This window comes from Sphaerisporangium corydalis (assembly GCF_025506355.1).
GTDB classification, from domain to species: domain Bacteria; phylum Actinomycetota; class Actinomycetes; order Streptosporangiales; family Streptosporangiaceae; genus Sphaerisporangium; species Sphaerisporangium corydalis.
Genome location: NZ_JANZYP010000111.1, coordinates 1 through 15,227, shown reverse-complemented (window position 1 = coordinate 15,227; position 15,227 = coordinate 1). Strand labels below are relative to the sequence as shown.

The window sequence follows — 15,227 nt, the reverse complement described above, 5'->3', positions numbered from 1 at the left end:
CAAACAAGCCCACGGCGACACCCCCACCGCCACCCTCCAGAACTGGCTCGTCGACAACGCCACCACCACCCTCACCGCCGTCCCCGCCGACACCCCCGACCGGCTCCTCTACACCAACGGCCTGTGAGCCCGTATCCCCCCCCGCGCCGCACCCATCCCATGTCCACCCCGGCCCGGCCCACTCGCCCACCCCGGCCCGCGCCCAGGGTGGATCTTGACGCTCGGCAACGACAACACGGAGAGTAATCGCGATCACCTCGGGTACGTGACCCAGTGATCACTGTACGTGAGGGCCGGCGCCCGCGCCCCGGCCACAGCGGCCGAACGAGAGGGACGCGATGACCATCCGCCCCGCGGCACCCCGCACCCGCACCCGTGCCGGCACCGGTCGCAGACACGCGGCCCTCGCCGCGCCGGCGATCCTGCTCCTGCTGGGATCCCTCACCACACCGGCCCCCCACACCGCCGCCCCCCGCACCGCCGCCCCACCGGCCCCGCGCATCGGCCCGCCGCCCGCCCGGCCCATCCCCGGCCGGTTCATCGTCCGCCTGCGGCCCACAGGAAACCCCACCCAGATCATCGCTCAGACCGGCCTGCACCCCACCCACCTGTACACCAGGGTCGCCAACGGCTTCGCCGCCCCCATGACACCCCAGCAGATCACCCAGCTCCTGCGCCAGCCCGACGTCGCCTCCATCGAGCAGGACGGCTTCATCGGACAGCTGAACCCCCTCCCCACGCCCATCAGCGAGCCCGTCACCACCACCACGACCTCGTGGGGACTGGACCGCATCGACCAGCGGACCCTGCCCCTGAACGGCACCTACCGCCCCGCCCACGACGGCACCGGGGTCACCGCGTACATGATCGGCACCGGCATCGACCCCGCCCACCCCGAATTCACCGGCCGCCTGATCCCCGGCTACAGCGCCATCAACGACGGCAGGGGCACCAGCGACTGCCTGGGCCAGGGCACCTTCGTCGCCGGCATCGCCGGCGGCACCACCTGGGGGGTCGCCCGCAACATCCACCTGGCGCCCGTCCGCGTCATCGGATGCGACGGTCGCGGCACCTACTCGGGGGTGATCGCGGGGCTCGACTGGGTCGCGGCCAACGTCCAGCGCCCGGCGGTCGCCAACATCTCCATCGGCGGCGCCAAGTCCTCCGCGCTCGACGACGCCACCAACGAGCTCAGCAGCCTCAAGATCTTCATCACCGCGGCCGCGGGAGACTACGCCGGCGACGCCTGTGACGTCTCGCCCGGCGCGGCCCCCGGCGCCCTCACCGTCGCCGCGACCACCCGCGCCGACACCCCCACCCCGACCACCGACACCGGGCCCTGCGTCAACCTGTTCGCCCCCGGCACCGACATCACCTCCGCCGCCAGCGGCGGCGGCACCGCGCGCGCCAGCGGCACCGCCTACGCCACCCCCTTCGTCACCGGCGTCGCCGCGCTGTTCAAGCAGGCCGGCGGCGACGCCACCTCCGCCGTCGTCAGCCACTGGCTCACCGACCACGCCACCGCCGACATCCTCCACGTCGTCCCCGACGGCACCCCCAACAGACTGCTCTACACCAACGGCCTCTGAGCCTCGCGTGCCGGTCAGAGCCCGCTGGTGCAGAGCAGCTTGTCGGGCATCCCGGCAGGGAGCCCGCGAAGGACGCCGGTGGTGGCTTTGCCGGTGATCCAGTCGAACAGGACGAGGACGCGTCACCATGGGCCTGCTTGAACAGCGCGGCCACCCCCGTCACGTAGGGAGCGGCGAAGGCGGAGCCGGTGGCCCGGCTGATCCCGCCGCCCATTCTGGCGGAGGTGACGTTCACCCCAGGCGCGAACAGGTCGACGCAGTGCCCGGTGTTGCCGCCCGGGGCGAAGGTGTCGCCGGGGGAGGAGGCGGCCACGGCCAGCGTTCCTGGGGAACTGGCGGGCGAGACGTCGCAGGCGTCGATGGAGCGGTCACCCGCGGCCGCGACGATGAACACCCCGAGGCTGCTCAGCTCGTTGGCCGCGTCGTCGACCGCCGACGACCTGGCCCCGCCGATGAAGATGTTGGCGACCGCCGGGCGCCGGACGTGGGCCGCGATCCAGTCGAGCCCCGCGATCACCCCCGAGTACGCGACGTCGGGGTTGGTGTACACCTGGTCGAGCTGCTCAGAGGTGAGGCGTGCCGCGAAGCCGTGCAGGACGGTGTGGTAGACGAAGGTCGGTCGCACGCCGAGCGGGGTCAGCACATCGCCCATGAGACCGCCGGGCCTCAGCCTGACGATGTACCGGCCCGAAGGGGGCTCTCCCGCCGGCCCCGGTCCGGCGGCCCGCGCGTCCGGGGCGGCCGCGAGGAGCGCGCTGAGCACGAGCACGACGCCACGGGCGCGGGTCGGGCCCCCTACGGCCGGAGGTCCTGGTGGTGAGGCGGATGGTCATGGCGTTCCTCTCGAATCGTCCGGATGGGGTGGACAGGGCCCCTGACGTGGGTGCCGGTCGGCCGCCCACAGTGATCGACGTCGCTCTCCGTGAGTCGCGGAGCCCGTCAGAGGTCTCCGGTGAAGAGCAGCCTGTTGGGCGTGTCGGGATGGACGCCGTGCAGGGCGTCGGTCGTGGCGTTCCCAGTGATCCAGTTGCGGGTCGTCGTGGCGGTCGAGGCACCGTAGGTCTGCTTGAGGAGCGCGGCGACCCCGGTCACGAAGGGGGTCGCGTAGGCGGTGCCGCTGCCCCGCCTGAGGCCGCCACTCTTCGCCGACGAGACGATGTCGACGCCGGGGGCGTAAAGATCGACGCACGGGCCGGTGTTGCTGAACGGGGCGGGCGTGTCCTTGATGGTGGAGGCGGCGACGGTGATGATCCCCGGGGCCCCCGCGGGCGAGATCTCGCAGGCGTCACTGGAACGGTCGCCGGCCGCCGCCGCGATGAACGCGCCGAGACCGGCCAGTTCGTTGGCCGCGTCGTTGGCCGCGTAGGACTTCTGCCCGCCGACCGACACGTTGACGACGGCGGGTTTCTGGATGGTCCCCGCCACCCAGTCGAGGGCCGCGATCATCCCGGCGAACGTCCCCTTGCCGTCACAGTCCAGGACGCGGACGGGCACCATGCGCACCTTGGGGGCGACGCCCTGGGTGGCGCCGCCGACGATCCCGGCGACGAAGGTGCCCTGCCCGAGGCAGTCGTCGGTGCCGTGCCCGTCGATGATGGCGCTGTAGCCCTTGTCCAGCCGCCCGGTGAACTCGCCCTGAGAGGGGCTGATGCCGCTGCCGACCATGTAGGCGGTCACCCCGTCCCCATCATGGTTGATCTTGAAGGTGCCGTTCAGCGGGAGCTTGCGCTGGTCGATCCGGTCACGCCCCCACGAAAGAGCGGTGGGGACGATCGGCGGGACCACCGCTTCCGGGGTGTGCAGTTCGAGTTCTTCTATGCGCCCGTCCTGTTCGATGGAGGCGACCTCGGGCTGCCGGCGCAACCTGGATATCTGTTCGGCCGTCATGCGAGCGGCGAACCCGTTCATGACCTTGGTGTACCGGTAGATCGGCTGCACGCCGGCCAGGGCGGCCACGTCGTCCAGACGCCCGTCAGGCCGGAGCGTGATGATGTACTGGCCAGGGACGGCCGCGGGCGGCGCCGCCTCGCGCACCGTGACACGCGGTGCCGGGTCCGGGGTGAGGGCTCGCGCGGCCGGGGACGTGAGCATGACCATGGAGCCGAGCAAAAGCAGGATCCCCGGTAGAACGCGACCTGTGCGTCTCCTGCTCACGCAGGCCGTGGTTGCGAGGTACGACGTAGGAGCGGGGTGGATCGTCATCGGGTCCCTCTCGTGAACGGTCGCGGCCGAGACCTCCGCTGACCACCGAAGATGATGATCGACTACCCAAAGCGAACAACCATTACTCTCGGCGACCACGCGCGATGGCGACACGGAGAGTAACCCCAATCACCGTGGGTAGTTGATCATTGATCATCGCTTCGACGGCCGGTGGCTGCGCCCCGGCCACATGGCCGAACGAGAGGGGACGCGATGACCGTCCGCCCCACGACCAAGACCCGCGCCGGCGCACGGTGCGGGAGCGTGGCCGCCTTGCTTGGGATCATCCTGCTGGGCTCCCTGGCGGCACTCGCTCCGGTCGCCAGGTCCGCGACCCCCGGGCCGGCCTCGCCCCTGACGAGGACGACCGGGCCGCCTCCGCCCCGGCTCATCCTCGACCAGTACATTGTCAGCCTCAGGCCGAAGGCGCCGGCCGACCGGGTGATCGCCGTGGCGGGCGTGCGGCCGATCTACCGGTACACCAGGGTCATCAACGGCTTCACCGCGCACATGACCCCCCCGCAGGTGGTCAAGCTGCTCACGCATCCCGACGTCGCCTCCATCGAGCAGGACGGCGCCGTCCAGGAACTCGAACAGCGCGCGCCGACGCCGCCCTCGGCCGGTTCCCGGGACGCCGCGCGGCCCGCGACGGTGGCGGCCTCCGGGCGGAGCCTGCCGACCACCTCCTGGGGACTGGACCGGATCGACCAGCGGAACCTCCCGCTGAACGGCTCCTTCAACGTCACCGAAGACGGCACCGGCGTCACCGCCTACATGGTCGGCAGTGGCATCGACCCGGTCCACACCCAGTTCACCGGCCGCCTGCTCCCCGGCTACACGGCCATCAACGACGGCAGGGGCACCGGCGACTGCCTGGGCCAGGGCACCTTGATCGCCGGCATCGCCGGCGGCACCACATGGGGTGTGGCCCGCAACATCCGCCTCTCACCCATCCGTGTCCTGGGCTGCCAGGGCCACGGCTCCTATTCCGGCCTCATCGCCGGCCTCGACTGGGTCGCCGCCCACGCCAAACCGCCCGCCGTCGCCAACATCTCCATCGGCGGCGCCAAGTCCTTCGCCGTGAACAACGCCGCCAACGCGCTGAGCAGGCTCGGGGTGTTCATCGTGGCCGCCGCGGGCGACTTCGACGGTGACGCCTGCGACGTGTCACCCGCCGCCGCCCTGGAGGTGCTGGGCGTCGCCGCGTCCACCATCCACGACACGCCGGCCCTCGTCAGCGACTCCGGGCGCTGCGTCAACCTGTTCGCACCCGGAGTCGACATCATCTCGGCCGGCACGGGCGGCGGGGCCAGACGCGCCAGCGGCAGCGCCTACGCCTCCCCGTACGTCACCGGGGTCGCCGCACTGTTCCTGCAGACCCACACCCACGCCACCCCGTACGCCGTCTTCAACTGGCTGACCGCCAACGCCACCACCGGCGTCCTCCGCGACCTTCCCGCCGGCACTCCCAACAAGCTGCTGTACACCGGTGGCCTGTAGGGCCCGGCGCGCGAGAGCCCGCGGCCGGGCCACGAGGCGGTGGCGGCGAGGAGGACGAAGGCGGGGACGGCGGCCGGCCTCACTTCGCGGGCCCCGATCCCCCTCACGCGTCCTTGTCGGAGGGCTGTGCCAAGGTAGGGAAGGTGCGACGCATCCATCCCAGCCCGGCGGACGACGTCGATCTCGCCGATGCCTACGCCTACCCCCGCGACGCCTGGCTCCGCCTCAACATGGTGGCGGGCGCCGACGGGGGCGCCTGGCTGAAGGGCCAGTCGGAGGGCCTGTCCGGCAAGGGCGACCGGCGGGTCTTCGGGGTCCTGCGCGGCCTCGCCGACGTGGTACTGGCCGGCGGCGCGACCGTGCGCACCGAGGGGTACGGCCCGGCGCGCCCGCGCGCGTCCTGGCGGGACCTGCGCGTGGGACGCCCGCTGGTCCCGCCCATCGCGGTCGTCACCCGCAAGCTCGACCTGGACCTGGCCGGCCCGCTGTTCGTCGAGGCCGAGCCGTACGCCAGGACGATCGTGATCACCACAGAACGCGCGCCCGAGGACCGGCGCGAAGAGGCGGCCAGGCACGCCGAGGTGATCGTCGCGGGTGACGAGCGGGTCGACCTCCCCCTCGCGGTCGCGCTGCTCCGCGAACGCGGCCTTTCCCGCATCCTGTGCGAGGGCGGTCCCCGGACCAACGCGCAGATGTCGGCGGCGGGCCTGGTGGACGAGCTGTGCCTGACGGTCAGCCCGCTGCTGACCGGCGGCGACGCGGCGCGCATCCTCAACGGCCCGGCCGCCACCGTCCGGCTGCGCCTCTCGCACGTCCTGGAGGAAGAAGGCTTCCTCTTCTGCAAGTACACCCGGGAGCCGAAATGAACCTTCCCGCCCCGCCGGACCTTCCGCCCGAGATGAGCCTGCCGGTCGCCCCGCCCGTGGCGCCGATGCTGGCCAAGGCGATCAAAGGGCTGCCGGCCCAGGACGGCACGCTGCTGTACGAGCCCAAGTGGGACGGGTTCCGCTGCATCGTGTTCCGGGACGGCGACGAGGTCTACCTGGGCAGCCGCAACGAGCGGCCCTTCAACCGCTACTTCCCCGAGCTGATCGAGGCGGTCAAGCGGGAGCTGCCCGAGCGCTGCGTCGTGGACGGCGAGATCGTCCTGCGCAAGGACCAGATCCTCGACTTCGACGCCCTGCAGCAGCGCATCCACCCCGCGGCGTCCCGCGTGCGGCTGCTCGCCGAGCAGACCCCGGCGTCGTTCATCGCCTTCGACCTGCTCGCGATCGGCGACCAGAGCCTGCTGGAGACCCCGTTCGGCGAGCGCCGCGCCCGCCTGGTCGACGCGCTGTCCGCCGCGGGCGACCGGGTGCGGCTGACCCCGGTGACCGACAGCGACGAGCGCGCGGGCGAGTGGTTCGAGATGTTCGAGGGGGCGGGGCTGGACGGGATCATCGTCAAGCGCACGACCCAGCCGTACGAGCCGGACCGCCGCACGATGTTCAAGGTCAAGCACGAACGCACCGCCGACTGCGTGGTGGCCGGGTACCGCGAGCACAAGTCGGGCCCGATCGTCGGATCGCTGCTGCTCGGGCTGTACGACGCGAAGGGCGTCCTGCACCACGTCGGGGTGGCCGCGTCGTTCCCGATGAAGCGCCGCGCCGAGCTGGTCGAGGAGCTGAAGCCGTACCTTCTGACCGACCTGGGCGAGCACCCCTGGGGCTCGTGGATGTCGCAGGACGAGAGCACCACCCAGCGGATGCCCGGCGCGGTGTCCCGCTGGAGCGCCGGCAAGAACCTGTCGTTCGTGCCGCTTGCCCCCGATCTGGTGGTGGAGGTGGCCTACGACCACATGGAGGGCGACCGGTTCCGGCACACCGCCCAGTTCCGCCGCTGGCGCACCGACCGCACCCCCCTTTCGTGCACCTACGAGCAGCTCGAACATCCCGTCGGCTACAACCTGGACGACATCCTCGCTCGCTGACCGGCTCCCCCGGGCTACCGGACACACTTGAGCAAGCGTACGCTTGGTGCGTTTCCGGTACGGCCGACGCGGGAGTTGACGGATGGCGGAGAGCATCACCGAGTACCGCAACCTGATCGGGGGCCGGCTGGTCGCCGCCCAGGACGGCCGGACGCTGAACTCGGTCAATCCCGCGACGGGCGAGGTCTGGGCCCAGATCCCCGCGAGCGGCCGTGCCGACGCGGACGCCGCCGTCGCCGCCGCGCGGGAGGCGTTCCCCGGCTGGTCGGCGCTGCCCGCCCTGGGCCGGGCGGGCTTCCTGCGCAAGGTCGCCGGGGTCTTCGCCGCCAACGCCGAAGAGCTGGCCCGCATCGAGACCCGCGACAACGGCCGCATCCTGCGCGACACCCTGAAAAAGGACCTGCCCGGCATGACGTACCTGTGGCAGATCGCCGCCGGGGACGTCATCGACGCCGTCAAAGGCGACACCGTCGTCCTCGGCCCGGACACGCTGGGCCTCACCCGCCGCGAGCCGTACGGGGTGGTGCTCGGGATCATCCCGTGGAACTCCCCCATCTCGACGTTCTCGGCGAAGGCCGCCTACGCGCTGGCCGCGGGGAACACGGTGATCATCAAGCCCGCCGAGCAGGCGTGCGCGTCGGTGCTGCGCCTGGGCGAGCTGCTGGCCGGCGTGCTGCCGCCGGGGGTGCTCAACATCGTCAGCGGGCTGGGCGAGGAGGTGGGCGACCCGCTCGTGCGGCACCGCGGGGTCGGCAAGATCAGCCTCACCGGGTCCACGCAGACGGGCCAGGCCATCACGCGGGCCAGCGCCGACAGCCTCAAACCGCTCACCTTCGAGCTCGGGGGCAAGTCCCCCAACATCGTGTTCGCGGACGCCGACCTGGACGCCGCCGCCCAGGGCGTCACGGTGAACTCCGTCTACACGGGCAACGCCGGGCAGGTGTGCGTCGCGGGCTCCCGCATCCTGATCCAGCGGCCGATCTGGGAGGAGATGATCGGCCGGATCACCGCCATCGCCGGCGGGCTCACCCTGGCCGACCCGCTCGACCTCGCCACCACGATGGGGCCGATCGTGTCGGCGGACCAGTACGAGCGGGTGATCCGGTACCTGGAGATCGCCGAGAAGGAGGGCGCGGAGCTGGTCTTCGGCGGCACGAGCGGCGCCTCGGTGGTGCCCTCGATGCCCGGCGGCTACTGGGTGGCCCCGACGCTCTACACGACCACCGACAACTCGCTGCGCGTGTGCCAGGAGGAGATCTTCGGCCCGGTGGCGGTGGCCATCCCCTTCGACACCGACGACGAGGCGCTGGCGATCTCCAACGACTCCTCCTACGGCCTGGCGGCCGGGGTCTGGACCCGTGACCTCGGCCGCGCCCACCGGTTCATCCGCGACCTGCAGAGCGGCACGGTGTGGGTGAACACGTTCCGCCAGATGCCCCCGGGGCTGCCCTTCGGCGGCGTCAAGGACAGCGGCTACGGCCACGACGCCGTCCTCGCCTACACCCGCGAGAAGGCCGCGATCATCCAGACCTGAGATTCTTGTCAGCATAAGCTGACAAAGGGGGGCGTGTCAGCTTATGCTGACGGCATGAACAGCGCCACCGAACTCGCCGAGGCCGCCGGCGGTCACGACCCGGCGACCGGGCTGGCCGCCGTGGCGGCCCTGCGCCGGCTGCTGGAAGAGCTGGAGGCGTCGCACGTCGACGACGCCCGCGCCCAGGGCTGGTCCTGGGAGGCCATCGCCGCGGCCCTCGGCGTGAAGCGGCAGACGGCGCACCGTAAGCACGCCCATCGGGTCATCGACCGCACCACGGGGAGCCGGCAGTGACGATCTTCGAGAAGTTCACCCCGTCCGCGCGGGGGGCCATGGTCCGGGCGGGCCTGCTGGCCAGGGACGCGGGCCGCGACGTCCTCGACGAGGACGTCATCCTGCTCGCCCTGGCCGAGACCCGGCCCTTCGAGGCGCCCCTCGGCAGCTTCGCCCCGGAACCGGACGCCGTACGGGCCGCCGTCGTCGCCGGGGACGGCGCGACCGACCGCGAGCTGCTCGCCACGCTCGGGATCGACCTGGCGGAGATCCGCCGCCGGATGCCCGGCCCGGTGGACGATCCCGCGCGGTGGCGGCTGCGCCGGTCGCGGACCCGGCCCCTGCGGGTGGTCCTCTATGGCCCGGCCGGCGGCCTCGTGCTCACCGGGAAGGCCAGGAAGGTCGTCGAGGTCGCGATGAACCGGCGCGGCCCGACGCGCGGCCCGGCGGGCCGGGTGACCGGGGAGGACCTGCTGTGCGGCCTGCTCGCCGACGGCTCCAACCGGTCGCTCCAGATCATGCGCGGCGCCGGCGTCGACCCGTACCGCCTCGCCGCCGACCTCGGCTTCCTCAGGAAGGCCGCCTGACCCCGGGGTGGCGGGAGCCTGTGGATGCGTGCGACGGAACCGTCCCGGGCCTGCGGGAGGCCGCGCGGCGGGATCTCCCGGGCCCGGGGGAGGCCGCGTGGCGTGGACCGTCAGGAGACGGGAGAGGCCGCGCGGCGGGGATCGTCAGGGGGCGGGGCGGAAGACGGCGTCCAGTTCGGGGATGCGGGCGCGGTAGCCGTCCAGCAGGTGACGGGCGACCGAGACCGAGTCGACCAGCGGGTGCGCGGCGAACGCCTGGACCGCCAAGCTCGCGGACCCGGTCACGGCGGCCTCGATGGTGAGCTGCTCGACCGCCTTGACCTGCTGCACCAGCCCGAGGAACCGGCCCGGCAGGGGCCCGGCGGCGAGCCGCCGCACCCCGCCCGCGTCCACGGCGCACGGGACCTCCACGACCGCCTCGGGCGGCAGCCCCGCGACCGCCGTCCCGTTGCGCACGTTGAGGATCATGGTCGTGCTCCCGCCCCTGGCCAGGGTCGTCATCAGCGCGAGCGCGATGCCCTCGTACCCGCCCGCCGAGAGGTCGGCGGCCTCACGCTCCCCCGCACCCGCGGTGTCACGGGTCTCGGCCATGTACGACGCGTCACGCTCCGCGCGGGTGCGCTCCCACTCGGCCAGGGCCCGCTCCGGCGCGTGCCGCACGGCCGCGTAGAAGCCGGCCTGCCGCCCGAGCAGCGCCTCCCCCCGGGTCTGCGCCGCCCCGCGGATCGCGGCCACCGCCTCGCGGGTGAAGTCGTAGTAGTACAGGTACTCGTTCGGCAGCGCCCCCAGCGACCGCACCCACTCGGGCCCGAACAGCCGGGCCTCCTCCACGAGCTTGAGCGCCGCGTCGTCGGCGAGCAGGTCCGGCAGGACGTCGCGGCCCCCGTGGGAGAGCCCGCGCAGCCACCCGAGGTGGTTCAGCCCGACGTAGTCGGGGGCGGTGCGGTCGGGGTCCAGGCCGAGGGCCCTGGCGGCGCGGCGGATCAGCCCCACCGGCGAGTCGCAGATGCCGATCACCCGGTCGCCGAGCACCCGCTGCATCGCCTCGGTGATCATGCCGGCCGGGTTGGTGAAGTTGATCACCCAGGCGTCCGGGGCGACGGCCGCGACGCGCTCGGCGACCCGCATCGCCACCGGGATCGTGCGCAGGCCGAACGCGACGCCGCCCGGCCCGATCGTCTCCTGGCCGAGGACCCCGAGGTCGAGGGCGACCCGCTCGTCGGCCGTGCGGCCCTCGAGACCGCCCACCCTGATCGCCGAGAACACGAACGTCGCGTCGCGCAGGGCGTCGTCCAGGTCGGTCGTGGCGCGCACGCGCGGCGGCCGGTCGTGCCCGGCGGCGAGCCGCGCGAGCACGTGGCCGATGGCGTTCAGGCGCTCCTCGGAGACGTCGTACAGGACGACCTCCTCGATCAGCGGCCCGCCCGTGCCGCGCAGCAGGGCGCCGTACACCAGCGGCACGCGGAAGCCGCCGCCACCGAGGATGGTCAGCCTCATGCCAGCTCCTTGACCGGGCACGCGCCGTGCCCTTGTAATATGCCCGCCTTAACATGCAAGGGTGCGCATATCTTCGCACCGTCGAGGAGGACCCATTCCCGTGCCTCTCCGGGCCTATGACCCACTAGCCGATCAACGCGGTCCAGGCGGGCCGGAATTCGACGTGTTCACCGCCGGCACCGTCTTTCTCGACATCGTCTTCACCGGCCTGCCCGCGATGCCCGCCGCCGGCACCGAGGTCTGGGCCGACGGGATGGGGTCGTGCCCCGGCGGCATCGCCAACCTCGCCATCGCCTCCAGCCGCCTCGGGCTGCGCACCTCCATGGCCGCCGCGTTCGGCGACGACGACTACGCCGACTTCAACTGGCGCATCCTGTCCGAGCAGGAGTCGGTCGACCTGTCCCGTTCGCGCCGCTTCCAGCGGTGGCACTCCCCCGTGACCGTCTCCATGGCCGTGAACCGCGACCGGAGCATGGTCACCCACGGCCACCCGCCGCCGATGGCGCCCACCGAGATGATCGGCCGGCCGCCGCGCTCCAGCGCCGTGATCGCCCCGCTGTCCATCGACGAGCCCCTGGGCAGCGCGGGCACCCGTACGTGGGCCGACCTGGCCCACGAGGACGGGGCGCTGATCTTCGCCGACGTGGGCTGGGACCCCTCCCAGGTCTGGTCCCCCGCCGTGCTCGACCAGCTCGCCGTCTGCCACGCGTTCATGCCGAACTCGGTGGAGGCCATGGCCTACACCGGCACCGAGACGCCCCGTGAGGCCCTCTACGCCATCGCCGACCGGGTCCCGCTGGCCGTGGTCACCGACGGGGCCAACGGGGCCATGGCCATCGACTCCACGACCGGGGAGGAGGCCTACGTCCCGGCGTTGCGGGTGACGGCGCTCGACCCGACCGGGGCCGGGGACGTCTTCGGGGCCGGCCTGGTGCTCGGCACCCTGTCGGGCTGGCCGCTGGCCGACCGGCTCGCGTTCGCCGGGGTGTGCTCCGCGCTGGCGGTGCAGCAGTTCGGCGGGTCGCTGGCCGCGCCCGGGTGGGGGGACATCGCCGACTGGTGGCACGACGTGCGGGCCGCCGCCGGGAGCAGCGGCGCGTACATCGCCTCGCTCGCCCGCCGGTACGCCTTCCTCGACAAACTGGTGCCCTCGGTCCCGGTGGGCGCCGTCCGCCGGGCGGGCGCGACCATGTCCCGGCACGCCGACGTGGGCGCCGGGCCCGCCGACCACGCCACGCCGGGCGCCGAATAATCTTCGCGCCCGGCCGGTTGACCCCTGAGTGAGGGCGCGTCCTCCACGGCCGCGCCGGACCCCGCGAGGGACGACCCCGCAGGTAAGGGCAATATCGGGAAGGACTGATCGACGATGGCAAGGCCCGTACTCGGCAGGATCGGCGTCTGGCGGCGCGACGCCGAACTCACGCCGGACCTCGCGGTGTCGCTGGAGCGGCTCGGCTACGGCACCGTCTGGATCGGCGGATCACCGGACGGCGACCTGCGGCTCGCCGAGGAGCTGCTCGACGCCACGACGACGCTCACCGTCGCCACGGGGATCGTCAACATCTGGAAGGACGACCCGGCGACCGTCGGCGCCTCCTTCCACCGGATCGAGGCCGCCCACCCGGGCCGGTTCCTCCTCGGCGTCGGCGCCGGGCACCCCGAGGCGAACCGGGAGTTCAGCAAGCCCTACGCGGCCCTCGAGGCCTACCTCGACGGGCTGGACGCGGCCGGGGTACCGGCCGACAGCCGGGCGCTCGCCGCGCTCGGCCCACGGGTCCTGCGGCTGGCGGGGGAACGGACCGCCGGTGCCCACCCGTACCTCACCACCCCCGAGCACACCCGGCAGGCCCGGGAGATCCTCGGCGCGGGCCCGCTGCTGGCCCCCGAGCAGAGGGTCGTCCTCACCGACGACCCCGCGCTGGGCCGCTCACTCGCCCGGCAGTCGATGCAGCTCTACCTCGGCCTGGTCAACTACACCAACAACTGGCGCAGACTCGGCTTCGGCGACGACGACCTCGCCGACGGCGGCAGCGACCGCCTGGTGGACGCCCTCGCCGTCTACGGCACCGCACCCGAAATCCGCCACCGCATCGACGCCCACCACGAGGCCGGCGCCGACCACGTAACCATCCAACTCCTCACCCCCCAGAACACCGACCCCCTCCAGGCTTTCGAACAACTCGCGGAAACCCTCGCCATCTGAAGATCCCGCATTCGGCCCGGTCGGCACCCGAGCGCCGGAGAATCCGGGACGGAACCGAGCGGTCACCCGGCGACGTCCTGCCGGGTGACCGCCTAAGGTCCTCGCCTTCGGCTCGGGTTGTGTTTCCGGGGCCTTCGGCCGGCTCGGCGTCTGGGCATCGTGCGGGGTAGTGGCCGTGCGTGCTCGGGGCCATATACGTTCGCTTCCATGGTTGACGCGGCTTTCGGGCATCCGCGCCTGGCCGCCATCTACGACCGGCTCGATCCGAACCGCAGCGATCTCGATGCGTATCTGGCGATGGCGGAGGAGTTCGGTGCGCGGTCGGTGCTGGACATCGGGTGCGGTACAGGGGTGTTCGCGCTGCTGCTCGCCGAGCGCGGGATTGCGGTCACCGGGGTCGACCCCGCGCGAGCGTCGGTCGAGGTCGCGCGCGGGAAACCGGGAGCGGAGCGGGTGCGCTGGCTCGACGGCGACGCGGGGGATCTGCCGCCCATACGGATCGACCTGGTGACGATGACCGGGAACGTCGCCCAGGCGATCGCCGATCCGCGGGCATGGCGCAGGACGCTGCGCGGGGCGTACGAGGCGCTGCGGCCCGGCGGGCGGCTGGTGTTCGAGACGCGCGATCCGGCGCGGCGCGTATGGCAGGAGTGGGCGCAGTGGACACGCGAGACCACCTACCGCATGACAGACATACGGGGCGTCGGCCAGGTCAAGACCTGGGCCGAACTGACCGACGTGAGCCTGCCACTGGTGAGCTTCCGGGGAACACACGTGTTCGCCGCGGACGGGGATGTCCTGACCTCGGAATCCACACTTCGCTTCCGCGAACGCACGGAGATCGAACGAGACTTACACGAACACGGCTTCGCCGTCGAAGACGTCCGCGACGCCCCCGACCGACCGGGCACCGAGCTGGTATTCGTGGCACGCCGCGACATCACAGAGCCCGTCAGCCTCAATCACGAGCGCACGCCCGGCCGAAGGCCCTAGAAAACACAGCCCGAGCCGAAGGCGAGGACCTTTTGCGTCATGAGGCAGGTCAGCAGATAGCCGCCTACACGGGAAGGATCAAGCGCAGCTGGCCAGATGCTGGGCCGTTCTAGGCGGGCAGGTCCCAGCTTGGCCCGCCGGGATCACCCAGCCATACGTATTGACGCTCCGTGGTGACGGTGAGGCCGAAGCCGGACTGGTGCGGACGCCCAGCACCCTGCCACGTCAGGACGGCTTTTTCGACTTCGTCCCACAGTCTGACCGGCCCGTGCTGATGCACCGTCCACCCGCCGACGGAGTTCGGCCTGACATCCGCCCGCGATCCTGTACCGACGTCCAACAGGATCGTCATGTCCTCACTGGACGCCCGCTGTGCGGCCGGGACGGCGAGCTGGGCGACGAAGACGGCGGCCTCCTCGTCGAGGACCGCCGGGTCGATCCTGCTTTCTCCGACCTCTCCGATTCCGGTCACGACGGGCGGTCGCGGCGGCGGTAGGTGCGATCGGGCGGTCATGAAGTAGAGGTCGTTCGCGAGGAAACGCCCGCTGGCGGTGCCGTCGCCGGCCATCGTCAGGTGCGCGAAGGCGACCCCGCCCATCCAGCCCCACATCGGTGCGGTGATGGTCCCCCCGTCACGTACCTGCCACATCCAGGCCGGTGGGATGACACGCACCGAGCAGGTAGCGATGAGCCGGTCGTAGTCCGCGTTCTCGGCATAGCCATGCAGGCCGTCCCCCACGACCAAAGCCGGTGTGAACCGCGCCGGGTTTCGTGGAGACTCGGCTACTTGGTTTCTGCCGCGGTGACTGCGGCCTGTTGGTGACGGTAGTAGATCGCTTCGTACTCTGCGGGTGGGATGTCGCCGCAGGCGGTGTGCAGC

14 protein-coding genes are annotated in these 15,227 nt (G+C 72.2%); 10 read left to right on the top strand and 4 right to left on the bottom strand.

The annotated features are described in order from the left end of the window. The first annotated feature begins 338 nt into the window (after positions 1-338). Positions 339-1,589, top strand: a complete 1,251-nt coding sequence (locus NYZ98_RS40235) for a S8 family peptidase (RefSeq protein WP_262850634.1) — start codon at positions 339-341, stop codon at positions 1,587-1,589. Here NYZ98_RS40235 and NYZ98_RS40230 read toward each other — a convergent pair. Together NYZ98_RS40230 and NYZ98_RS40225 are read right to left on the bottom strand one after the other, a co-directional pair. Next, positions 1,507-2,358, bottom strand: coding sequence for a S8 family serine peptidase (locus tag NYZ98_RS40230; protein WP_262850632.1), 852 nt, complete (start codon positions 2,356-2,358; stop codon positions 1,507-1,509). The two genes, NYZ98_RS40235 and NYZ98_RS40230, sit on opposite strands and share 83 nt — an antisense overlap. Positions 2,359-2,528: 170 nt before the next feature. Beyond that, the gene (locus tag NYZ98_RS40225) at positions 2,529-3,686 is read right to left on the bottom strand and encodes a S8 family peptidase (protein WP_262850628.1); all 1,158 of its coding nucleotides are present in this window, start codon (positions 3,684-3,686) and stop codon (positions 2,529-2,531) included. Between the two features lie 369 nt (positions 3,687-4,055). Here NYZ98_RS40225 and NYZ98_RS40220 point away from each other — a divergent pair, with 369 nt between their 5' ends. The 6 genes from NYZ98_RS40220 to NYZ98_RS40195 all read left to right on the top strand — a co-directional run bounded on the left by NYZ98_RS40220 (position 4,056) and on the right by NYZ98_RS40195 (position 9,654). Then, a complete protein-coding gene (locus NYZ98_RS40220) occupies positions 4,056-5,291 on the top strand; it encodes a S8 family peptidase (RefSeq protein WP_262850624.1) in 1,236 nt (411 codons plus the stop codon). 143 nt (positions 5,292-5,434) lie between these two features. Further along, a complete protein-coding gene (locus tag NYZ98_RS40215; RefSeq protein ID WP_262850618.1) occupies positions 5,435-6,157 on the top strand; it encodes a pyrimidine reductase family protein in 723 nt (240 codons plus the stop codon). After that, positions 6,154-7,260: an ATP-dependent DNA ligase gene (locus tag NYZ98_RS40210; RefSeq protein WP_262850615.1), complete on the top strand. Its 1,107-nt coding sequence runs from the start codon at positions 6,154-6,156 to the stop codon at positions 7,258-7,260. The genes NYZ98_RS40215 and NYZ98_RS40210 overlap by 4 nt, the downstream gene beginning before the upstream one ends. Before the next feature lie 82 nt (positions 7,261-7,342). Further along, positions 7,343-8,794, top strand: coding sequence for an aldehyde dehydrogenase family protein (locus NYZ98_RS40205; protein ID WP_262850613.1), 1,452 nt, complete (start codon positions 7,343-7,345; stop codon positions 8,792-8,794). Positions 8,795-8,848: 54 nt separating this feature from the next. Beyond that, entirely contained in the window at positions 8,849-9,088 is a 240-nt protein-coding gene (locus NYZ98_RS40200; RefSeq protein ID WP_262850611.1) for a helix-turn-helix domain-containing protein, read from the top strand. Further along, positions 9,085-9,654: a hypothetical protein gene (locus NYZ98_RS40195; protein WP_262850609.1), complete on the top strand. Its 570-nt coding sequence runs from the start codon at positions 9,085-9,087 to the stop codon at positions 9,652-9,654. Before NYZ98_RS40200 ends, NYZ98_RS40195 begins: the two co-directional genes overlap by 4 nt. Before the next feature lie 144 nt (positions 9,655-9,798). On the opposite strand, the gene NYZ98_RS40190 is transcribed toward NYZ98_RS40195, so the two are convergent. After that, positions 9,799-11,151, bottom strand: a complete 1,353-nt coding sequence (locus NYZ98_RS40190) for a 6-phospho-beta-glucosidase (protein WP_262850607.1) — start codon at positions 11,149-11,151, stop codon at positions 9,799-9,801. 163 nt (positions 11,152-11,314) lie between these two features. Here NYZ98_RS40190 and NYZ98_RS40185 point away from each other — a divergent pair, with 163 nt between their 5' ends. From NYZ98_RS40185 to NYZ98_RS40175, 3 genes are all read left to right on the top strand, one after another. Continuing rightward, positions 11,315-12,403, top strand: a complete 1,089-nt coding sequence (locus NYZ98_RS40185; RefSeq protein WP_262850604.1) for a PfkB family carbohydrate kinase — start codon at positions 11,315-11,317, stop codon at positions 12,401-12,403. Positions 12,404-12,517: 114 nt separating this feature from the next. Continuing rightward, the gene (locus tag NYZ98_RS40180; protein WP_262850601.1) at positions 12,518-13,354 is read left to right on the top strand and encodes an LLM class F420-dependent oxidoreductase; all 837 of its coding nucleotides are present in this window, start codon (positions 12,518-12,520) and stop codon (positions 13,352-13,354) included. A 207-nt stretch (positions 13,355-13,561) separates the two neighbouring features. Continuing rightward, the gene (locus NYZ98_RS40175; protein ID WP_262850599.1) at positions 13,562-14,347 is read left to right on the top strand and encodes a class I SAM-dependent methyltransferase; all 786 of its coding nucleotides are present in this window, start codon (positions 13,562-13,564) and stop codon (positions 14,345-14,347) included. Positions 14,348-14,456: 109 nt separating this feature from the next. Here NYZ98_RS40175 and NYZ98_RS40170 read toward each other — a convergent pair whose 3' ends face one another. Beyond that, complete coding sequence (locus NYZ98_RS40170) at positions 14,457-15,086, bottom strand: methyltransferase domain-containing protein (protein ID WP_262850597.1); 630 nt, start codon at positions 15,084-15,086, stop codon at positions 14,457-14,459. Positions 15,087-15,227 lie beyond the last annotated feature (141 nt).